The sequence below is a fragment of the Longispora fulva genome (assembly GCF_015751905.1).
GTDB classification, from domain to species: domain Bacteria; phylum Actinomycetota; class Actinomycetes; order Mycobacteriales; family Micromonosporaceae; genus Longispora; species Longispora fulva.
The window spans coordinates 1,154,125-1,173,820 of sequence record NZ_JADOUF010000001.1 but is presented as its reverse complement, the minus strand read 5'-3'; the positions used below and the strand labels follow the sequence as shown (position 1 = coordinate 1,173,820).

Genomic DNA, 19,696 nt, shown 5'->3' with positions numbered 1-19,696 from the left:
CTTCCCCTCTCAGACGGTCGGGGTGGGCCGGACCATTGCGTCGCGGGACGCGAAACCTTCCAGGTGTTCCCGCAGGGTGCCCTCCTCGGCGACCCCGAGCCGGGCGTACATCAACAGCGCGTGCTCCCAGCAGGTCACGGCGGAGGTGATCGCGCCGCGAGCATGGTGCGCGTGTCCGAGGCCCTCGACGGCTCTGGCCTGCGAGTACGCGTCGCCGGTGTCGAGGGACACCGCCTCGGCCCGGGTGTGCCAGACGAGGGCCTGGTCGGCGGAGCCCAGGGCCAGGCTGGCCGCGCCCAGGCCGTTGAGGGCGTGCGCCTCGAGGTTGCGGTCGCCGAGTTCGCGGCTGAGGTCCAGGGCGCGGCGGTGGTGCTCGAGGGCCAGGTCGTGGTCGCCGGCGCGGTGGTGGATGTCGCCGACACCGGTCAGGGTGTAGCCCTCCGAGGACCGGTGGCCGATCTCGCGGTGCAGGCGGCGGGACTGTTCGTAGTGGTCGAGGGCGAGGGCGGGGCGGTCGAGCCGGCCGTAGATCAGGCCGAGGTTGGCCAGGGCGTTGGCCTCGCCGCGCCGGTTGCCGGTCTCGCGGGTGACGGCCAGGGCGCGGCGGCAGTGGTCGAGGGCCTCCTCGTACCGGCCGAGCCGCTGGTACACCGTGGCCAGGTTCGCCAGCGCCGTGCCCTCGATCTCCCGGTTGCCGACGTCGTGGCTGCCCGCGAGCGCCTGGCGGAAGTGGTCCCCGGCCCTGCGGTAGTCGCCGAGCCGGCCGTAGATGCCGCCGATGGTGCTCAGGGCGACGGTCTCGCCGACCCGGTAGCCGGTGGCGCGGTGCAGGTCGAGGGCCTGTTGGAGGCAGATCAGGGCCTGGTCGAGCTCGCCCCTGTGACCGTGGATCATGCCGAGGACGTCGAGTGCTCCGGCCTCGCCGGCCTGGTCGCCCTCGGCGCGGTGCAGCAGCATGGCCCGTCCGACGTGCTCGGCGGCCACGTCGTAGCTGGCCCGGCGGAAGTGGATCTGGCCGGTGAACCGCAACAGGTCGGCCTGGCCGGCGCGGTCGGCGGCGTCCTCCGCGCCCCGCAGGGCGTGGCCGTAGAGGGCCAGGGCGTCGGCGTAGTGGGCGTGCGCGTCGAGGTAGCGCATGGTGGTCGTGGCCAGGTCGTACCCGAATCGGGGGTGTCCGGCGGCCGGGGCCAGCTCGGCGGCGGCGATCAGGCCGGCCCGCTCGGCGGTCAGCCAGGCCAGCGCCTCGTCCTTCGTGCCGAACTCCACCGGGGTGGGGTGCCCGACGACCGGGGCCGGGTACCTGCCGGGCGGCATCACCAGCCCGGTCAGGCCGACCGCCGCGCCGGCCGTGGCGAGGTAGTGGTCGAACAGCCTGGCCAGGGCGGCGTCGCGGTCGGCGGGGGCGAGGTCGGCGGCCCGGTCGGCGGCGTACACCCGCAGGAGGTCGTGGAAGGTGTAGCGGTCGCCGGTGCCGCGCAGCAGCAGGTGCGCGTCGGCGAGGCGCTCGAGGAGGCGCTCTGCGGCGTCGGGGGTGCGCCCGGCGAGCGCGGCCACGGAGTGCGGTTCGAAGTCCGCGCCCGGGTGCAGGCCCAGCAGGCGGAACAGCCAGCGCTGGTCGGCGGGCAGCGCGTCGTAGGACAGGTTGAACGCCGCGGTCACGTCCCGGTCGTCGAGGGACAGCTCGGCGAGGCGCTGGTGTTCGGCGCCCAGCAGCTGGGCGAGCCGCTCGACCGGGCGGTGCCGGCGCAACCCGATCCGGGCCGCGGCGATCCGCACCGCCAGCGGCAGGTACCCGCACAGCCGGAGCACCTCGGCGACGGCGTCGGGCTCGGCGAGCACCGCGTCGCCGGCGACGGCCACGAACAGGGCGTGCGCGTCCTCGGCGGGCAGGACCTCCAGCAGCAGCGACTCGGCGCCGTCGAGGGTGGTCAACCGGCGTCGGCTGGTGATCAGGACCAGACTTCCGGGGGTACCGGGCAGCAGCGGCCGGACCTGCGCGGCGTCGGCGGCGTTGTCGAGCAGGATCAGCACCCGGCGGCCGGCGAGCTGGTCGCGCCAGAGGGCGGCCCGCTCGTCGGGGTCCGCGGGCAGCTGGTGCTCTGCGACCCCGAGGGCGCGCAGCAGCAGGCGCAGCGCGGCGGCGCTGTCGACGGGCGTGCGGCCCGGGGTGTACCCGTGCAGGTCGACGAACAGCTGGCCGTCGGGGAACCGGTCGGCGAGCGCGTGCGCGATGTGCACAGCCATCGCGGTCTTGCCGATCCCGGGCATGCCGTCGATGGCGGAGATGACGACGGTGTGCGCGACCCCCTCGGCGAGCGTCATCAGGTACGCCAGCTCCGCGACCCGCCCGGTGAAGTCCCGCACGTCGTACGGCAGCAGCCGGGGCACCCGGACCGCGACCGGCGGGGCGGGGTTCAGGCCGGGGTCGTTGCGCAGGATCCGGCCGTGCAGGTCGGCGAGCTCCGGCGTGGGGTCCAGGCCGAGTTCGTCGGCGAGGTGCCGGCGGGCGTCCTCGTAGCGTTGCAGGGCCTCGGACTGCCGGCCGTCGCGGAACAGCGCGAGCAGCAGCAGGGACAGGAACCGTTCCCGCAGCGGGTGCTCGGCGTGCAGCCGGGCCAGTTCCCCGACGATCTCGCGGTGCCGGCCGGCGCGCAGCTCCCGGTCGAGGCACTCCTCGACGGCGGTCAGGTGCTCCTCGGCGAGGCCCGCGCGGATCCGGTCGACGAGGGGCGTGGACCGCAGGTCGCCCAGCGGGTCGCCGCGCCACAGCGCGAGGGCCGCCCGCAGCGGGGCCGGGTCGGCGGCGGCGAGCGCGGCGGCCACGGCCGACTGGAAGGCCCGGGCGTCGACGTCGGCGGGCGGGATCTCCAGCACGTACCCGTTGCCGCTGCGACGGATGTCCACCCCGGCGGGCCGGAACGCCGCGCGCAGCCGGGAGATGTAGGTCTGGATCAGGCCGGAGGTGCGCTCCGGCGGCGCCTCGGCCCACAGCCCGTCCACGAGCCGGTCGACGGAGACGACCCGGCCGGCGTCGAGCGCCAGCAACGCGAGCACGGTGCGTTGCATCGCCGACCCGAGCGGAAGGGCCACCCCGTCGTGCCGGACCTCGACCGGCCCCAACAGTCCCACCCACATGGCGGGAAAAGTACCCGGCCGGGCGCGAATGGCCTAGTAGACGTTCGTCACTACCCTCCGTCGACTACTCGGTGCGGTGGACCGAACACGAAACGGGGATTGTCCCGGGGGTGTGACCGTGCTCATACTAACCGGTAACTTACGGCCGAGCACCCTGTGGGGGCAGGTGCTCTCGGACGTGCAGTGTCCCGCCCACCTGCACCTTTAAGAGGTCCCGCCATGCCCCGCGCTCGCTTCTGGACAGTCGCACTGTCCGTTTCAGCATTGATAAGCATCAATTTATTGGGTACGCCCGCCCAGGCGGCCCTTCCCACGGCAGCCGTCGCGCTCGGTGACAGCTACGCCTCGGGCGAGGCTGGCCGGTGGCAGGGCAACAGCCTGTCCACGACCGGCTCGTTCGACGGCACCGACCGCTCCTACTCCGCCGGCACGGCCGACCCGCACCGGGTCTACGGCACCTCCTACGACAACGCCTGCGACCGCTCCGACACGGCCCCGATCCGCTCGGCGGCACTCAACGTCACCGAACGCGTGAACCTCGCCTGCTCGGGCGCCACCACGGCCAACGTGTTCCGCGCGTCCAACGGCGGCGTCGCGTTCAAGGGCGAGGCGCCGCAGGCCGACCAGCTCGCGGCCATCGCCCGCGCCAAGAACGTGAAGCTGATCGCGCTCACGATCGGGGGCAACGACCTCGGGTTCGCCGACATCATCACAGCGTGCGTGAAGGCGTACATGCTGTACTACTACTGCAACCCAGACCAGCAGACCGTCGTCGACCAGAAGATCGATGCCGTCCGCGCGTCGGTCGGCAAGGCCGTGGACGAGATCCGCGCCGTGATGTCCGGCGCGGGCTACTCCGCCACGAGCTACACGTTGATCGTGCAGTCCTCGCCGTCCCCTGTTTCGCGCGCCTCGGGCAACCGCTACGGCGAGTACGGCTGGACCCGCACCAACACCGGCGGCTGCCCGTTCTGGGACGGGGACCTCGACTGGGCCCGCGACACCCTCACCAACCAGCTCGACGACATGATCGCGGAGGTGGCCGCCGACCGGGGCGCACGCTTCCTGGACCTGCGCGACGCGTTCGAGGGCCGCGAGGTGTGCTCGACCGGCAGCCGGCAGGTCGACGCGACGCATCCGGCGTCCGGGGCGAGCAGCGAGTGGGTGCGGTGGCTGGTCACCGGGTACACGTCCTCGCCCGGGGACGTCCGGGAGTCGTTCCACCCGAACGCGTACGGCCAGCAGGCCCTGGGGAGGTGTCTGGCGCTGTCGGCGGCGAGCACCGCGGCGAGTCGGTCCTGCAGGAACACGGCAGGTCAGGGGCCGGCGGGCATGACACTGTCCTGACCCGGCCCGCCGACCGCCGTCCCGGAGCGCGCCCTCCGGGACGGCGGTCGGCTCCCGTTGTCGGGCCGGTGGCCGTCGGCCGGACCGGGCAGGATCGGCCCACGAAGACCGCGACCTTGACGGGTACCGGCCCCCACCCGCGACCGCTATTCGCGTTGCCGGCCCAGGACCGGGTGCCCATACTCGGCGGATGTTCTACGCCGCCCTGGGTGACTCGATGTCCATCGACGACTACTCCGGCGGCCCCGGCCACGGGGCCGCGAGCCTGTTGTACCGCAACCGGGACGCCGACTTCCCGGCCTGGGCCGGCCGGGACCTGGCCACCCGGCACCCGGGAATCGGGTTCGTTCCCCTCGCCCGGGACGGCGCGACCAGCGCCGACCTGCTCGCGTACCAGCTGCCGAACCTGCCCGGTGGCGACCTCGCCCTGGCCAGGGTGACGATCGGCGGCAACGACCTGCTGCGCCGCTACGGCGACTCCGCGGCCGCCCGCGCCGAACTCGACGACGTCACCGGCCGCACGCACGCGGTCCTGGCCGCCCTGCGCGCCCGGCTCGGCGACGGTCCGCTGCTGGTCGGCACGGTGTACGACCCGAGCGACGGCACCGGTGAGGTCCCCGGCTCCGGCCTGGACCCGTGGCCGGGCGGCCCGGCGGTGATCGGCGAGTACAACACGGCGTTGGCCGGCGTGGCCGCAGCGCACGGCGCGACAGTGGTCGACCTGCGTGCGGCGTTCCACGGGCACGGCGTGACGGCCGGCGACCCGTCGGGGCCGGAGCCCCGCCCCGCCGACCCGGCTCTCTGGTACTGCGGCGTGGTCGAGCCGAACGCCTTCGGCGCGCACGCGATCCGCTCGGCGTGGTGGAGGTCCCTGGGGGTCAGCCCGGACGCGGGGTGATGTCCAGCGGGTTCGGCGGACCGGACACAGCTCGGGTCCGTTCCGAGCCGGACGTCCACGCGCGGCGCTGGTCGCGGGCGCGCGGCCGCGGCGTGCGCCCAGGTGACGGCCGTGGGCGCCCCGGGGCCTGGGGCAGGGGCTCGCTCCCCCACGGTTCCGGGATGGCCGGGCAGCCTACTCCGCCAGGGTCCCTTGTAGGGCCAAAACCGGACCGACCTGGACGTCCGGGCAGGTCAGAGGCGCTCGGACGGCCACCTCGGACTGACTGATCAGGCGAATCACCGGCGGCGGAACCGGGCGTAACGTCGGGTCAGGCGCAGGAGAACCCAACCCTCTCCGGACAGCTCACCACCTTGCGGCTGGCGCCTGCAACCGCACCCTCGATGTCCACGAGTATCCCGCCCGTCACAGCCGGGGGTGCGAAGGGAACGAGCGGCGTCCGCCCTGGCCATGGGGGTGGGCGCCGCTCGTCTGTCAGGCTGGGACCGTGCAGCCCCTGATTGTGGTCGACGCCGCCAACGTGGTCGGCTCACGCCCGGACGGCTGGTGGCGGGACCGCGCCGGTGCCACCCGCCGCCTGTTGGCGGAACTCGACGGATACCGGGGTGACGACGCCCTCGTTCTCGTCACGGAGGGCCGGGCGCGGGTCGACAGGGCCGGCCCCGATCGTCCGGCCGATCCGCACGCCGCGGTGCCGGGCACGCCTGCGGCTCCGGGCCCGTCGGCGGGTGGCCGGGTCACGGTCGTGCACGCTCCGGGCTCCGGGGACGACCGGATCGTGGCACTCGTGGCGGAAGCGCTGGCCGCCGACCCCGGCCGCATGGTCACGGTGGTGACGGCCGACCGGGGACTGCGCGACCGGGTGAGGGCGCTCGGCGCGACAACGGCCGGCCCGCGCTGGCTGTTCGACCGGCTCTGACACCGGCCCACAGCCAGGTGTGGTTCCGATTGATCACCATGCGTTCTCACCTCTCGTCGAGCGCCTCGTGACCTGTGTTCAGGGCACAAAAAAGCCTCGAATCTCCGCGTCAGGGACGCGGGGTTTCGAGGCGAGGACTCGCGGGCTCGGGGTGGTCACCCGGCGCAGAGACCATAGCGGACGGACCGCTGGCCCGCCAGCCGGATCGGACCTCCGGACGCGAAGCCCGCTCCGACCAGGCACGAAGGGCTAGGCTCACGGAAGCGGTCGATGACCAGGGGGTGGACGATGACGTCACGCGCACGGGTCCGCCAGGGCGAGCTGGCCTACGAGCGGGCGGGATCGGGTCGGCCCGTGGTGCTGCTGCACGCGGGGGTCCTCGACCGGTCGCAGTGGGATGTCGAGTTCGCGGTGCTGGCCGGCGGCCACGACGTGGTCCGGTTGGACGCCCGCAGTCACGGGGAGTCCTCGACCCGTCCGGCCGGGGAGTTCACCTCCACCGAGGACCTGGCCGGGCTCCTCGACCACCTCGGGCTCGACCGGGTGACCCTCGTCGGGTTGTCCCTGGGCGCCCGGACCGCGATCGACTTCGCCCTCCGCGCGCAGGAACGGGTGGCGGCGATGCTGCTGGTCGGCCCCGGGTACAGCGGTATGGAGTTCTCGGATCCGTACGTGCTGGCGTGCCTGGCGGAGATCGACCGCGCCGTGGCGGCCCGCGACGCCGGGGCCCTGCTGGAGGCACTGCTGCGCGTCTGGGTGGACGGACCGCACCGCGCCCCGGAGCAGGTCGGGGTCGAGGTGCGGGCCCGGTGCGCGGCGATGGCCCGGGGCACGCTGCTCCGGCACGCCGGCAGCGCGGGCACGGTCGTCGAGGTCGGGGCGGGCGGCCGGTTCGGGGAGCTGGCGATGCCGGTCGACGTGGTGGTCGGCGACCTGGACTCGACGGACATCCTGCGGGCCGCCGAGCGGCTGCGGGGCGAGGCGGCCGACGCGCGGCTGGTCACGGTGCCCGGGGCGGGGCACATGGTGAACCTGGACCGGCCGGAGGCGTTCGGCGCGGCACTGGAGTCGTTCCTGGCCCGGACGGCCTGAGGCCCCGGCGCGGGCCGCGTCGTCGGCAGCTGGCGGCCGACCGGCACCGGCCACCAGGCACCAGGCACCAGGCACCAGGCACCAGATCAGCGTCGCGGTCGCTATCGTGGGTCGTCGGAACGCGACACGGGGAGCCATCATGCACATCGCACCGTTCGACCCGGCCACCGCGACGGACACCGACTGGGACGACCTCGTCGAGATCGAACGCGCGGCCCTCGCCGTCGACCGCACGGGCGAACCGGCCCCGACCCGGGGGTCCCTGACCGCCCGGTACGCGATGCCGCCCTCGCCGGGCCGCCGTCTGACCCGCTGGACGGCCCGGGACGGCGACCGGATCCTCGGCGTCGCCCTGCTCATCCTGTTCGACGACGAGAACACCGACCTGGCCGGCGTCAACGGGACCGTGCACCCCGACGCGCGCCGGCGGGGCCTGGGCACCGCACTGCTGCGGACCATGCTCGCCCGGGCCGAGGGCCGCCGGACCCTGATCCTGGAGGGGGTGCCGGCCGGCGGACCGGGGGCTGCGTGGGCCGACGCGCACGGGTTCGCCGTCGCGCAGAGCACCGCCCGGCAGGTCCTGGACCTGTCGACCGCCGACCGGACACTGTGGCAGGTGCCGGCCGTCCCCGGCTACCGGCTGGTCCGGTGGTCGGGCCGGGCGCCGGAGGACCTCCTGGCCTCCTACGCCACGGCCCGCGACGCGCTGCGGGACGCGCCCCGGGGCGAGCTGGACTTCGCGGTGCCGGCCTGGACCCCGGAGCGGGTCCGCGACTCCGAGGACGCCGACCGGCGGCGCGGGTGCGAGGCCCGGGTGGTGGCCGCCGTGCACGAGGCCACGGGGACGGTCGCCGGCACCACCCTCCTCGAGGTGCACGCCAGCCGGCCTGACCTCGCCCGCCAGCAGGACACCAGCGTGCTCGCCGCGCACCGCGGCCGGCGGCTGGGCCGGTGGATGAAGGCGGAGAACCTGCGGTGGCTGGTCGCGGAGCACCCGGAGGTCGGGCAGGTCAGCACGATGTCGGCGGCGGACAACGTGCCGATGCTGCACGTGAACCGGCAGGTCGGGTTTGTCGTGAGCGCCGCCACCGAGTACCGGCAGGCGGCGCTCGGCGAGCTCTCCGCCCGGCTCGGGGCGTGACCGCGCCGGTCCCGGCGGTAAGCGGTTCCGGTCGGCCCGGGGTCAGCGGTTCCGGTCGGCCTCGATCAGCTCGGCGAGTGCCGCCATGCTGGCGTCGATCGCCGGCCGGTACTCCGCGAGCAGGTGCAGCTCCCCGGCGTTCACCGTCGCGGGCAGCTCGCCGCGCAGGTGCTGGTCGAGGGTGATCAGGCGCGGGCCGTAGCCGCCGCCCATGCAGTACACCGCGTCGAAGATCTGGCCGTTGATCTCGTGGGTGTCGCGCGTGGTGGCGTGCTCGAACTCCAGTGTGGTGCCGCCGTCGGGGTTGGCGGTCAGCCGCAGCTCGATCTCGTCGGACGCCGGCTCGACGCCGCCGAGGGCGACGGTCAGCAGCCGGGGCGCCTCGCAGCGGGTCACCTTGCCGGGGCCGAACGCGCCCTGGGTGAACGAGCCGCCGAGGGTCAGGTCGCCCTCCACGGGCGCGTACCACCGCCGGAGCCGTGCGGGGTCGGTGCACGCGTCCCACACGTCCTCGATGGGCGCGTCGTAGGTGCGGCGGAAGACGGCGCAGCGGGCCTCACCGGCGGCGATCTCCCGCCGGTACAGCTCGTGCCGGGTGTTGTCGATGGTGGGCGTGTCGGTGGTCATGGCGTGTCCGTGCCTTTCGGTGTCGGGTCGGCGGCGCGCCGTTCGCGTCTGCCGCGCGCGAGCTCGGTGGCGAGGGCGTCGAGCCGCTGGTTCCAGAAGTGCCGGTAGGGGTCGAGCCACTCGTCGACCTGCCGCAGGGGCTCGGCGTCGACGGCGTAGAGGCGTCGGGTGCCCTCGGCGCGCACCGTCGCGAACCCGCTGTCCCGCAGCACCTTGAGGTGCTGGGAGACGGCCGGCTGCGAGATGCCGAACTCGGCCTGCACCACGGCCCCGAGGTCGCCCGCGGCCCGCTCGCCGTCGGCGAGCAGCTCGAGGATGCGGCGGCGGACCGGGTCGCCGAGGATGTCGAATGCGTGCACACCCAGAGAGTATATGTCGACACTTATATAAGCAAGAACTAAACTTTGACGGGTACCGCCCAGCGCGGCCCTCCCGCTCCGACCGGGCGCGCCGGCCGGAGCGGAGGTCGCTAGTGGCCGAGCAGCCCGCCGAGCCCGCCCTGGTGCGGCGCGGCCGACCGGGCCGGGGCCGGACTCGGGCTCGGTCGCACCGCGACGGTGGTCCTCGCGGCGGCCGTCGGGCTCGCCGGCGGCCGGGTGGCCGGAGCGTGCGTCCTCGGAGCCTGGGTCCGGGGCGCGTGGACGGCCTTCGTCGCGGACGGCCGGACCTGGGGCGCCGCCGACGCCGGGGCCGACGGCTTGGCCGGGGTCATGAACTGCAGCAGCGGACCGCTCAGCGACGGGGCGGCCGTGGCCACCCCGCCGAGCAGCGCCACTCCGGCCGCCGCCGCGATACCGGCGCCTAGCCACCATCTCTTCTGCACAACCGCATCCCTTCAAGGTCTGGACATCCGCAACAGAGTACGCGAATCGCCCATAAGCCTAGAAATCGATGCGGCTGGACCGGTCGTTCACAGCACCGCGTACGCGACGGCCAGGGTGGCGAACGCCGCCGACGCAGGGCGGGCCAGCACCCGGGCCCGCAGCAGCACCTTCTCCGCCCAGACCACCGCGAAGAACAGCACCATCAGCGGCAGGTGACCGGTGGTGGCGACGGCCATCACGAGCATCATCGCCCAGCACGCGCCGACGCACCGCGACCCGTTGCGCAGCCCGAACGTCCACGCGCCGGCGTCCGCGCGCCAGCCGTGCGCCGGCAGGACCGTCCCGGTGCGGCAGCCGCGCAGCAGTCGGCGTCGGACCCTCATCACCTGCCAGCCGGCCGCGACCAGCAGGGCGGCCGCCGTCAGCGCGCCCCGCCGGACGCCCGGGAACGCGGCGAGCGCGCCGGTGAGGAGGAGGCCGTAGCCGGCCCAGGGCACCAGGTACCCGACGAGGAAGAGCCAGACCGCGCGCCGCCGTCGCAGCGTGCTCGCGGTCAGGTGCCGCAGCAGCGGGAACAGCGGCGGCACCATCATCGTGACCGTCATGCCCAGCCACCCGGCCAGGGCAGCGGCCACGCCGATCCGCCCGTGGTGGTGCGCGACCGGCGCGCCGCCGAGCAGTCCCAGGTGCAGGAGCGCGATGTCGAACCACGCCCCCGCCACCCAGAACAGCAGGCCCGCGTGCCGGGGCGCGACCATCAGTACCGGTAGATGCCGAACCTGCGGATCACCGCCGGCGGGTGGCCCGGCCGGGCGGCGTCGGCTATGCCGGACGTGCCCATCGGGCGCAGGTCGACGGTCACCCGGCTGCGGTCCCATCGCCCGTCGGCGGTCAGGCGCCGCACGATGTCGGTGATGTCGAAACTCATCGACAGGTCCCCGCCGGGGTGCGCCGCGTCGTCCTCGTCGTTGTCGACGTGCGGCTGGGCGCCGAAGAACGACAGGTTCGCCACGAAGTACTCGTCGGCGGCGTCCGCCGAGGGCCGCATGTAGACCTGGTACACCTCGCCGACCTGGCGGTCGACGGAGACCCCCTCCAGCGCGAGGGCGAACCGGTCCTCGCCCTCCTGGGCGTCACCGGCCCCGCGCGGCGCGCCGGCCGCCGCCATGGTGTCGCGCGCGGCCGGGTCCAGCGCGATGCCGACCGTCACGCCCGTACCCGTCAGGGTCGTGCCGCGCTCGGACGCGGCCAGGAGCTCGGGCTCCGGGCGCGGTCGGCCCGGCGTCGGTGACCGTCGGGCCCGGGGACCCCCGGCGTCGGCGGTCGGGGCGACCTCGTGCAGGTTGTCGTAGCGGTAGCCCAGCTGGCGGGCCGTGTCCAGCACGTCGGCCGCCGTCATCGTCTGCCGGTTGCCGTCCTCGTCGTAGAACTCGAACTTCTGGGCGCGCCAGTCCTTGTGGTCCGGGTTGGCCCGGCCCTCCCCCCGGCGCAGCCACAGCTCCCACATCCGGTCGATGTTGCCGTGGTGCAGCCAGAAGATCGGGTCGGAGGCGGCCGTCCTCACGTTCCCCATCAGGCCGTGCTCGCCGCCGACCGCGTCGTGCACGACCCCGTGCGGGTAGATCTCCAGCTGGCCGGGGTTCCCGCCGAACTGCGCCGGCTTCAGCTGCGTCCCGCCGAACGACGGACCGACCCAGTTGTCCGACCAGAAGTTGCGGTAGGAGAAGCTCCGCTCGTAGCTGACCACGGACGGCTGGCCGGGCACGTCCACGCCGGTGATCGGGTCGCCGGCGTTGACGTCGACGCCCTTGGTCGTGTTGCGCAGCTCCCGGTACAGCGGATTCGGGCCCAGGTCGCGGGACGGTTCCCGGAAGGCCGGCGGGAGGGCCGCGTGGGGGCCGCCGGACAGGTAGTTCCAGTACGGCAGGGCCCAGTCGGCCGGCCCGCGGTGGTCCCTGACGATGACGCTGCGGACGATCCGCTCGAAGTAGTACAGGTACATCCGGTGCCAGGGGTAGAAGAACCAGCTGCCGTGCTGGCACCTGTTCCACAGCACCCCGGGCTTCGGGTTCGGCGTCTTCGTGCCGTGCATCGCCGCCTGGTAGGTCCACCCGGTCGGGTCGAGGACGTCCTTGGCCGAGCGGAGGGTCATGGCGTCGACGGCGATCGAGTACCAGGACAGGGTGTCGTTCCAGGTGCCGCCCTCCGCCTGGAGGTCCCAGACGTCGCGGCGGACGAAGGTGTGCGGCATGGCTCTCCCCCGATGCGTGGCCACGGGGCGCGGTCGCCCCCTTCCACAGCTACCAGGCCCCGGCCGCCGAGGTCGCGGAATCCCCACAATATGCATGATCTGCAAAAAACCATTCGGGGGTACGGAGAAGCCCGGCTCGTCGATTCAGCATCTCTGCCTCACGATCGGGTCGGGCTTCATCGCTCACTGTAATCGAGCAGTTACTCCAACGTCAAGAGTTCCGGTGTCCGAGCCCGACCCGGCCCGCGAGCACGCCCAGGTCCGTCGTGTCGTGCAGCCGCAGGCCGGTGAGCATCACGTGCGCGGCGGCCCGGGCGTCGGACAGCGCCGCGTGGTGATCCAGGGAACGGAAGCCGGTCGCCGTGGCCACGGTCGGCAGCCGGTGGTCGTCCAGGTGCGGCCAGAGCCGGCGGGACAGCTCCAGCGTGCAGTACATCCGGCGCGCCGGGGCCGGGCGGCCGACCAGCTCGTGCGCGCGGGTGAGCACGCTGTTGTCGAACGACGCGTTGTGGGCCACCAGCGGCCGGCCGGCGGCGAACCGGTCGATCAGGTCCAGCGCCTGCCCGCAGGAGGGCGCGCCGAGCACGTCGCGGGCCGTGATGCCGTGCACCCGGACGTTCCACGGGTTGAACTCCCCCGCCGAGGCCGGTGGCCGGACCAGGGTGCCGAACGACTCGACGACCTCGCCGTCGGTCACCGCGACCATGCCGACCGCGCACATGCTGCCGCGCTTCGGGTTGGCGGTCTCGAAGTCGATCGCGACCCAGGAGGTGAGCGCCGCGACGGGGGCGGCCTGGCCGGGGACGGGCGGTCGTCCGGGGCGGGCGTCACGGGGTCGTGCGGTCTCAGATGTCCCGATGGCGTCCACGTGTCCACTATGGCACCGCCGCGGCGCGGAACCGGGCGCGGACACGGCCGCACGGGTGGGTCGGGTTCAGCGCTGGCAGCGGGCGGGTGGGGTCCCGACGACCGGGGACAGGGCCGGGCGTTTGGCGGTGCGGCCGTCCCCCGAGGACTGTCCGCGCAGCCGGCGGCCCAGCCACGGCACCAGGAACTCCCTGGCCCAGCGCAGGTCCGTCCGCCGGGCGGTGACCCAGTCCCGGGGCTCGGCCGGGGCCCACGGCTCCCGCCAGTCCTCGGCCACCGGGACCCCGAGCACCTCGCACGCCCGCAGCGCGACCCGCCGGTGGCCCTCCGGCCCGAGGTGCAGCCGGTCCTCGCCCCACGCGCGGGGGTCGTCCAGCACCGTCATCGGCCACAGGTCCACCACCCGGCAGTCGTGGGCGTCGGCGAGGGCGCGGATGTGCATGTTGTACGTCGCGATCTTCCCGCGCAGCATCCGCATCCGGGCCTGCCGACCGGTGTCGAACCCGGTGAACAGCACCACCTCGGCCCCCGCGCCGCGCAGCCGGCGGACCGCGACCTCCAGCGCCTCCGCGAGGGCGTCGGGGTCGCCGCCCGGCCGGAGCAGGTCGTTGCCGCCGGCGCAGAAGGTCACCAGGTCCGGGCGCATCCGCGCGGCCACCGGCACCTGCTCGGACACGACCTGGCCGAGGAGCCGGCCGCGGACGGCCAGGTTCGCGTACCGCAGGCCGGGGGCGTGCCCGGCCAGGTGCCCGGCGAGCCGGTCGGCCCAGCCGCGGACCGAGCCGTCCGGGCCCGGGTCGCTGAGTCCTTCGGTGAAGCTGTCGCCGAGGGCGACGTACGAGTCGTATCTCCCCTGGGGGTCGTCACCAGTCATCCCGCCATCCTGGACGATCACCGCGACCCTACGCGACCGTAACAAAACCCTTTGTGCGCCAGGTCTCAGGCGGCGGACCGGCCCCGACGCCCGGATCGTCCAGCGGCGAGGACCGCCGGAACCCGGGGCAGTTGTCGGGCGTACCAGACGAAGTTCGATGTCTTTTCGCCGCCAGCGACGGACGCGCGACCGGGGCAGGCTCGACGGTGAACCCGCCGCCTCGCGAAGGACGTCCCATGCACAAGGTCACCGATCTCAAGGTGCACTACTACGGCACCCCCGTGGTGCTGATCAGCTCCCGCAACCCCGACGGCACGGCCAACATCGCCCCGATGTCGTCGGCCTGGTGGCTCGGCCAGGCGTGCATGCTCGGCCTGGGCAACAGTTCCCAGACCGCCGCCAACCTGCTCCGCGAGGGCGGATGCGTGCTCAACCTCGCGCCGTCGACCCTGGTGGACGCCGTCGACCGGCTCGCGATGACCACCGGCACGCCGGACGTCCCGCCGGGCAAGGCCGCGCAGGGGTACCGCCACGAGCCCGACAAGTTCGGCGTCGCCGGCCTGACCGCGCAGCCCTCGGACCTGGTCGGCGCGCCCCGGATCGCCGAGTGCCCGATCCAGTTGGAGTGCGAGGTGGTCGCGGCCCACCCGTTCGGCATGCCCGAGCCGCGCGCCACGGCGTTCCACGTCCTGATCCGGCGCGCGCACGTCGAGGAGAGCCTGATCATTCCGGGTACCGCGTATGTCGACCCGATCGGTTGGGATCCCCTGATCATGAAGTTCTGCGAGTTCTTCGGCGGCGGCGACAACGTGCACCCCTCCCGGCTCGCCGAGGGCTGGAACATGCCGCACCAGCTCCCCCAACCGGCCTAGGGTCGGGGGATGCGCACAGTCGTCGCCGGCGGACACGGCCAGATCGCACTCCGGCTCGAACGGCTCCTCGCCGCGCGCGGCGACACCGTCGCCGGCCTGATCCGCCACCCCGGACAGGCCGACGACCTGCGCGCCGCAGGGGCCGAGCCGATCACCTGCGACCTGGAGTCCGCCTCCGCCACCGAGGTCGCGGCCCATCTCGCCGGGGCCGACGCCGCCGTGTTCGCCGCCGGGGCCGGCCCCGGCAGCGGGATCGGCCGCAAGGACACCGTGGACCGGGGCGCCGCGGCCCTGTTCGCCGACGCGGCCGAGCTGGCCGGGGTGCGCCGGTTCGTCATCGTGTCCAGCATGGGCGCCGACACCGACCCGCCGGCCGGCACCGACCCGGTGTTCGCCGCCTACCTGCGCGCGAAGGGCGCGGCCGACGACGACGTGCGGGCCAGGGCCGGGCTCGACTGGACGGTGCTGCGGCCGGGGCGGCTCACCGACGGGCCCGGTACCGGGCTGGTGACCCTGGCCGCCGGCACCGGGCGCGGGGACGTGACCCGCGACGACGTGGCGGCCGTGATCGTGGCGCTGCTGGACGCGCCGGGCACCGCCGGGTCGACCCTGGAGCTGATCGGCGGCCGGACCTCTGTCGTCGAGGCGGTCACGGCCGCCCAGCGGTGACCGTGGGGTCGAGGCCGCCCGGCGGTGAGGCTCACGGCCGCCGGGCGATGAGGACGTCGGCCTCGCGGCGCCAGCCGAGGCTGGAGTACAGGTGCTGGCCGTCGGCGCTGGCGATCAGCAGCCCGGTCCGCGCGCCCCGCTCGACCGCCGCCCCGGCGAGCGCGCCCATCAGCGCGCTGGCCAGGCCCCGCCGCCGGTGTGCCGGCATCGTCTCGATCTTGTCGGCCACGGCGTCGGCGCCGGACACCGCCATCTGACCCCTGGCCGCCAGCTCGCCGGACCCGTGGTGGATCACGACCGTGACGACCGGCCCGTCGACGTCGACCGTGGCCTGGTACGGCCCGACCGGCGCCGGGCGCGGATGACCGGCCAGGTCGACGGACATCAGCCACTCGGGCCGGTCGAGGGGTTCGAGCCCGCCCGCCCGGATCGTGGCCTCGACGTCGCGGGGCCGAGTGGTGGTCACGGTCAGCCAGGTGGTGACGTCGGATGCGGCCACCCGGGCGGCCAACCGGGCCACCGAGTCGGGTTCCTCGTCGGCGCGGAGCGCGAACACCTCGACCTGGCGGCCGGGCTGGTCGCAGCGGACCTCGACGCCGCCGTCGACCGGGATGCCGTCGGGTATGCGCCTGGCCAGGCACCAGCCGCGCTGCCACCGGCGGATCAGGTCCCCCATCATGATCATCTGGCCATTACAGCACGGCCGCGCCGGGCGGACCTGCCGGGCCCGGGACGGATCGCCCGGGCCCGCCCCCGTCACAGTGCCAGGCTGAGCCGGTCGGCCAGATCCCGGGCGATCGCCACGTCCACGGCGGGGGTGGCCCGCTGCGGTGCCGGACGCGGCATGTTCTTGCCTTGCTGGACCGAGTTGTAGCCGTAGTTGGCCGACTTGACCAGCACCATGTAGCCGGCGCGGTAGACCACCACCTCGTGGGCCACGATGCCGGCGGCGGCCGGGGCGGAGGACTCCAGCACCAGGGAACCGTCGGCCGGGGTGCTCCAGGTGCAGTTCCACTCGGGGGCGTCACTGAGGCTGACGTCCCGCGGACAACTGCGGTGCTCGGCGGGGGCGTCCTGCGGCATGATCAGGATGGACAGCGTGCTGGTACCCCCGGAGTCGGCGATATCGGCCCCGGCCTTGAACGCGATCGCCTGGCTGGGGAAGACCTGCAGAGCACCGGCCCGGCCGGCCTGCTCGGTGAGGGGCACGAAGGTGGCCGCCGGGAGCAGTTCGCGGATCCGGGTGCCCAGCACGGCGGTCAGCGCCCCGGCCACCTCCTCCCGGCCCCGCGGCCCGGGCGACGCGGTGGGAGTGCCGGTCGGGGCCGCCGACGCTGCCGGATCGGCCGCGCGGGTCCCTGGCCCTCCCGGGATGGCGGCACCGGTCACCGCGCCGGTGAGGACCGTCGGCAGCGCCAGGGCCAGGGCGGCGACGGCGAGGGTGGCGCCGCCCACGGCGAAGACCCGACGACGGGTACGCGCCCCGCGTTCGCGGCCGATCACGGCGTCGAGGTCGATCCCGGGCGGGCCGAGCACGTCGGGTCCGGCGGTCTCGTCGAACAGGGTACGGAGTCGTTCGGTGCTCATGTCTGGTCCTTCGTGAGTGCGGGGACGCCGATCAGGTCGCGGAGCGCGGCCAGGCCGCGGGCGGTGTGGGTCTTGACGGTGCCGGTGGACAGGCGCAGCAGGTCGGCGGTCTGTTCGACGCTCAGGTCGTCGAAGAACCGCAGGACGAGGACGGCCCGTTGCCTGCCGGTCAGCCGGTCGAGGTGTCCCAGCAGGCTGAGCCGTTCGGTGACGTCCCGCTCGCCGGGGTGCGCCCGTTCCGGCGGCGCGTCGGTGGGCTGTTCGCGCCGCCAGGGCCGGCGGCGCTCGTCGAGCCAGGCGGTCAGGAGCATCCGCCGCAGGTACGCGTCGGGGTGCTCGAGGCGCTGGATGCGGCGCCAGTGCCGGTACACCTTGCCGACGGCGATGGAGACCAGGTCGTCGGCGGTGTGCACGTCGCCGCACAGCAGGTAGGCGGACCGCCGGAGGCCGGGTATCCGGCTGCTGACGAATTCTCGGAACTCGGTGTCGTCTCGGTCGCGCACGGGCGGCCCTCCGGCCTGTCGGGTGAGATGGTCGGACAGGAAACGAAAGGTGTGGCCCACCCGGTTGACATCGTGCATGATCCTCGTGCCGGCCCTTCCACGATGGAGTGACACCGTGTCCGTTCTGCACACCCACCTGCGCGACATCGACCTCGGCCGGCCGCACACCGACCCGCCGGTCGACCTGGCGGAGGCGCTGGCCGCCTGCCACGTCCCGGGCGTGAGCATCGCGCTGATCGAGGGCGGCGAGGTCGTCGACACCCTGGCCGCCGGGGTGCTGTGCGCGGACCGGCCCGAGCCGGTGACCGATCAGACCCTGTTCCAGGCCGCCTCGATCAGCAAGGCCGTGGCGGCGGCATGCGTCCTGCGGCTCGCCGCCGACGGCACGCTCGACCTGGACGCGGACGTCAACGACGCGCTCACGTCGTGGCGGGTTCCGGCCAACGCCGGCTGGCAGCCCCGGGTGACGCTCCGCCAGCTGCTCGGGCACACGGCGGGCACGACTGTGCACGGCCTGATCGGGTACCCGGCGGGCGTGCCGGTGCCGAGCGTCCCCGAGCTGCTCGACGGTCGGGGCAACAGCGACCCGGTCCGGGTGGTGTCCGTGCCGGGCACCCGGTTCAGCTACTCCGGCGGCGGGTACACCATCATGCAGCAGGTGCTGTGCGACGTGACCGGCCGCGACTACGCCGACCTGGTCGCCGAGCAGGTCCTGGGCCCGCTGGGCATGACCCGCAGCGTGTTCGGGCCGCAGCCGGCCGGGTCGACCGCCTCGGGCCACCGGCCGGGGCCGGTGCCGCTGGCCGGGGAGGCGCACACCTACCCCGAGATGGCCGCCGCCGGGCTCTGGAGCACGCCCACGGACCTGGCGCGGCTCTTCCTCACCCTGCGGGCCAGCCTGAACGGTGAGGGCAGCGCGCTGCTCCCCCGGGACATGGCCGGGCAGATGGCCACCCGGTCGACGCCGCACCGGGCCTACGGCCTCGGCCTGCAGGTCCAGGAGCCCGGCGAGCCCCGGTGGATCGGGCACAGCGGCGGCAACGAGGGCTTCCAGTGCGACGCGAAGCTGTTCCTCGACGGCGGCCGGGGCGCGGTCATCATGACCAACGGCGACTACGGGTACGCGCTGATCGCCGAGGCGCTGCTGCCGGCCCTCGCAAAGGGTCTCGGCTGGCCGGAGGCCTCTGCGACCCCGGCCGGCGGGCCGGCGGTGGCCGGCCGGTTCGTCGGCGACGACGGCGAGTTCGTGGTCACCTCCGACGGCCCCGAGTTCACGCTGACCGCGCCGGGCCAGGCCCCGCTGGCGCTCCGACCGGCCGACCACGGGTCCTGGCGGGCCGCCGGGCTCAACGCCACGGTCCGGTTCCCTTCGCCGGATACGCTGGTGATCGCCCAGGACGCGGCCCCGGGCGCGGACATTCACGCGACGCTGAAGATCTGAAGACCATCATCTGTTACGGCGACACCTGCCCCGGTTTCCAGCGGTCGCCGGGGCACGCGGGCCCGCTGTCACCCGCTGTCACCTGGGGGGAGCTGGTCAGGGCCGGGTGACGGCGAGTTCGTTCTCGCGGCGGGACTCGTCGGCGGGCACCGGGACCGATACTCCGGTGCGGCGGAAGCCGACCTTGGCGTAGAGCGCCTCGGCCCGGGCGTTGTCCTGGTGCACGAACAGCCGGACCCGCTCGACCCGCGGGTCGGTCAGTGTCCAGGACCAGTCCAGCGCCGCGCGGAACAGCTCCTCGGCGAGGCCGGCGCCCCGGGCCTCCGGCCGGACGTACACGCCGACGATGTGGGTCTGGGCCACGGTCACCGTCTCACCGAACGCGCCCTCGGCGCCGGGTAGCTCGACGAGCGCGGTGACCCCGCCCAGCCAGCGACCGTCGGCGTCCTCGGCGACGAACTGCCGGGCCGCCCCGCCCTCGGCGGCGCCCCGCGTGCGTTCCTGCCAGAACTCGTCGGGCCGGGCCGACGCGAGCTCGTAGGTGTCGAGGAACGCCAGATGCGCGACCGGATCGCGCAGCGCCGCCAGCCGGAGCTCCTTCACCTGGGGCCATTCGTCGGCGCGTACCACTCTGATGGTGTTGATCATG

20 protein-coding genes are annotated in these 19,696 nt (G+C 74.3%); 8 read left to right on the top strand and 12 right to left on the bottom strand.

Annotation, left to right across the window (positions count from 1 at the left end; genetic code table 11):
- Nucleotides 1–9 precede the first annotated feature (9 nt).
- On the bottom strand, nt 10–3,135 hold the full coding sequence (locus IW245_RS05130) for an AfsR/SARP family transcriptional regulator (RefSeq protein WP_197002044.1): 3,126 nt from the start codon (nt 3,133–3,135) through the stop codon (nt 10–12).
- A 282-nt stretch (nt 3,136–3,417) separates the two neighbouring features.
- Here IW245_RS05130 and IW245_RS05125 point away from each other — a divergent pair, with 282 nt between their 5' ends.
- From IW245_RS05125 to IW245_RS05105, 5 genes are all read left to right on the top strand, one after another.
- Nucleotides 3,418–4,482 (top strand): GDSL-type esterase/lipase family protein, encoded by a 1,065-nt coding sequence (locus IW245_RS05125; protein ID WP_231398668.1) that lies wholly within the window; start codon nt 3,418–3,420, stop codon nt 4,480–4,482.
- Nucleotides 4,483–4,672: 190 nt separating this feature from the next.
- Nucleotides 4,673–5,380: an SGNH/GDSL hydrolase family protein gene (locus IW245_RS05120; protein ID WP_197002042.1), complete on the top strand. Its 708-nt coding sequence runs from the start codon at nt 4,673–4,675 to the stop codon at nt 5,378–5,380.
- Nucleotides 5,381–5,867: 487 nt separating this feature from the next.
- On the top strand, nt 5,868–6,299 hold the full coding sequence (locus tag IW245_RS05115; RefSeq protein ID WP_197002041.1) for a hypothetical protein: 432 nt from the start codon (nt 5,868–5,870) through the stop codon (nt 6,297–6,299).
- 288 nt (nt 6,300–6,587) lie between these two features.
- Nucleotides 6,588–7,391, top strand: a complete 804-nt coding sequence (locus IW245_RS05110; protein WP_197002040.1) for an alpha/beta fold hydrolase — start codon at nt 6,588–6,590, stop codon at nt 7,389–7,391.
- Nucleotides 7,392–7,530: 139 nt separating this feature from the next.
- Complete coding sequence (locus IW245_RS05105; protein WP_197002039.1) at nt 7,531–8,532, top strand: GNAT family N-acetyltransferase; 1,002 nt, start codon at nt 7,531–7,533, stop codon at nt 8,530–8,532.
- A gap of 42 nt (nt 8,533–8,574) precedes the next feature.
- Here the strand turns inward: IW245_RS05105 and IW245_RS05100 are convergent, their stop codons facing one another.
- The 7 genes from IW245_RS05100 to IW245_RS05070 all read right to left on the bottom strand — a co-directional run bounded on the left by IW245_RS05100 (nt 8,575) and on the right by IW245_RS05070 (nt 13,975).
- Complete coding sequence (locus IW245_RS05100) at nt 8,575–9,159, bottom strand: SRPBCC domain-containing protein (RefSeq protein ID WP_197002038.1); 585 nt, start codon at nt 9,157–9,159, stop codon at nt 8,575–8,577.
- Nucleotides 9,156–9,518 carry an ArsR/SmtB family transcription factor gene (locus tag IW245_RS05095; protein WP_197002037.1) on the bottom strand — a complete coding sequence of 121 codons (363 nt, stop codon included), beginning with the start codon at nt 9,516–9,518 and terminating at the stop codon, nt 9,156–9,158. Before IW245_RS05095 ends, IW245_RS05100 begins: the two co-directional genes overlap by 4 nt.
- Before the next feature lie 110 nt (nt 9,519–9,628).
- A complete protein-coding gene (locus tag IW245_RS05090) occupies nt 9,629–9,982 on the bottom strand; it encodes a hypothetical protein (protein ID WP_197002036.1) in 354 nt (117 codons plus the stop codon).
- An 87-nt stretch (nt 9,983–10,069) separates the two neighbouring features.
- Nucleotides 10,070–10,741 carry a copper chaperone gene (locus tag IW245_RS05085; RefSeq protein ID WP_197002035.1) on the bottom strand — a complete coding sequence of 224 codons (672 nt, stop codon included), beginning with the start codon at nt 10,739–10,741 and terminating at the stop codon, nt 10,070–10,072.
- Nucleotides 10,741–12,234, bottom strand: coding sequence for a tyrosinase family protein (locus IW245_RS05080; protein WP_197002034.1), 1,494 nt, complete (start codon nt 12,232–12,234; stop codon nt 10,741–10,743). Before IW245_RS05080 ends, IW245_RS05085 begins: the two co-directional genes overlap by 1 nt.
- Nucleotides 12,235–12,445: 211 nt before the next feature.
- On the bottom strand, nt 12,446–13,102 hold the full coding sequence (locus IW245_RS05075) for an exonuclease domain-containing protein (RefSeq protein ID WP_197002033.1): 657 nt from the start codon (nt 13,100–13,102) through the stop codon (nt 12,446–12,448).
- 66 nt (nt 13,103–13,168) lie between these two features.
- Nucleotides 13,169–13,975, bottom strand: a complete 807-nt coding sequence (locus IW245_RS05070; protein ID WP_197002032.1) for an SGNH/GDSL hydrolase family protein — start codon at nt 13,973–13,975, stop codon at nt 13,169–13,171.
- 236 nt (nt 13,976–14,211) lie between these two features.
- Here IW245_RS05070 and IW245_RS05065 point away from each other — a divergent pair, with 236 nt between their 5' ends.
- Nucleotides 14,212–14,847: a flavin reductase family protein gene (locus IW245_RS05065; RefSeq protein ID WP_197002031.1), complete on the top strand. Its 636-nt coding sequence runs from the start codon at nt 14,212–14,214 to the stop codon at nt 14,845–14,847.
- Nucleotides 14,848–14,856: 9 nt separating this feature from the next.
- The gene (locus tag IW245_RS05060; protein WP_197002030.1) at nt 14,857–15,516 is read left to right on the top strand and encodes an NAD(P)H-binding protein; all 660 of its coding nucleotides are present in this window, start codon (nt 14,857–14,859) and stop codon (nt 15,514–15,516) included.
- A 31-nt stretch (nt 15,517–15,547) separates the two neighbouring features.
- Here IW245_RS05060 and IW245_RS05055 read toward each other — a convergent pair whose 3' ends face one another.
- The 3 genes from IW245_RS05055 to IW245_RS05045 all read right to left on the bottom strand — a co-directional run bounded on the left by IW245_RS05055 (nt 15,548) and on the right by IW245_RS05045 (nt 17,606).
- Complete coding sequence (locus IW245_RS05055; RefSeq protein WP_197002029.1) at nt 15,548–16,201, bottom strand: GNAT family N-acetyltransferase; 654 nt, start codon at nt 16,199–16,201, stop codon at nt 15,548–15,550.
- Between the two features lie 71 nt (nt 16,202–16,272).
- Complete coding sequence (locus IW245_RS05050) at nt 16,273–17,103, bottom strand: hypothetical protein (RefSeq protein WP_197002028.1); 831 nt, start codon at nt 17,101–17,103, stop codon at nt 16,273–16,275.
- Nucleotides 17,100–17,606 carry a SigE family RNA polymerase sigma factor gene (locus tag IW245_RS05045; RefSeq protein ID WP_197002027.1) on the bottom strand — a complete coding sequence of 169 codons (507 nt, stop codon included), beginning with the start codon at nt 17,604–17,606 and terminating at the stop codon, nt 17,100–17,102. Before IW245_RS05045 ends, IW245_RS05050 begins: the two co-directional genes overlap by 4 nt.
- Nucleotides 17,607–17,721: 115 nt before the next feature.
- On the opposite strand from IW245_RS05045, the gene IW245_RS05040 reads away from it, so the two are divergent.
- Entirely contained in the window at nt 17,722–19,047 is a 1,326-nt protein-coding gene (locus tag IW245_RS05040) for a serine hydrolase domain-containing protein (RefSeq protein ID WP_197002026.1), read from the top strand.
- Nucleotides 19,048–19,143: 96 nt separating this feature from the next.
- Here IW245_RS05040 and IW245_RS05035 read toward each other — a convergent pair whose 3' ends face one another.
- A complete protein-coding gene (locus tag IW245_RS05035) occupies nt 19,144–19,695 on the bottom strand; it encodes a GNAT family N-acetyltransferase (RefSeq protein WP_231398667.1) in 552 nt (183 codons plus the stop codon).
- Nucleotide 19,696 lies beyond the last annotated feature (1 nt).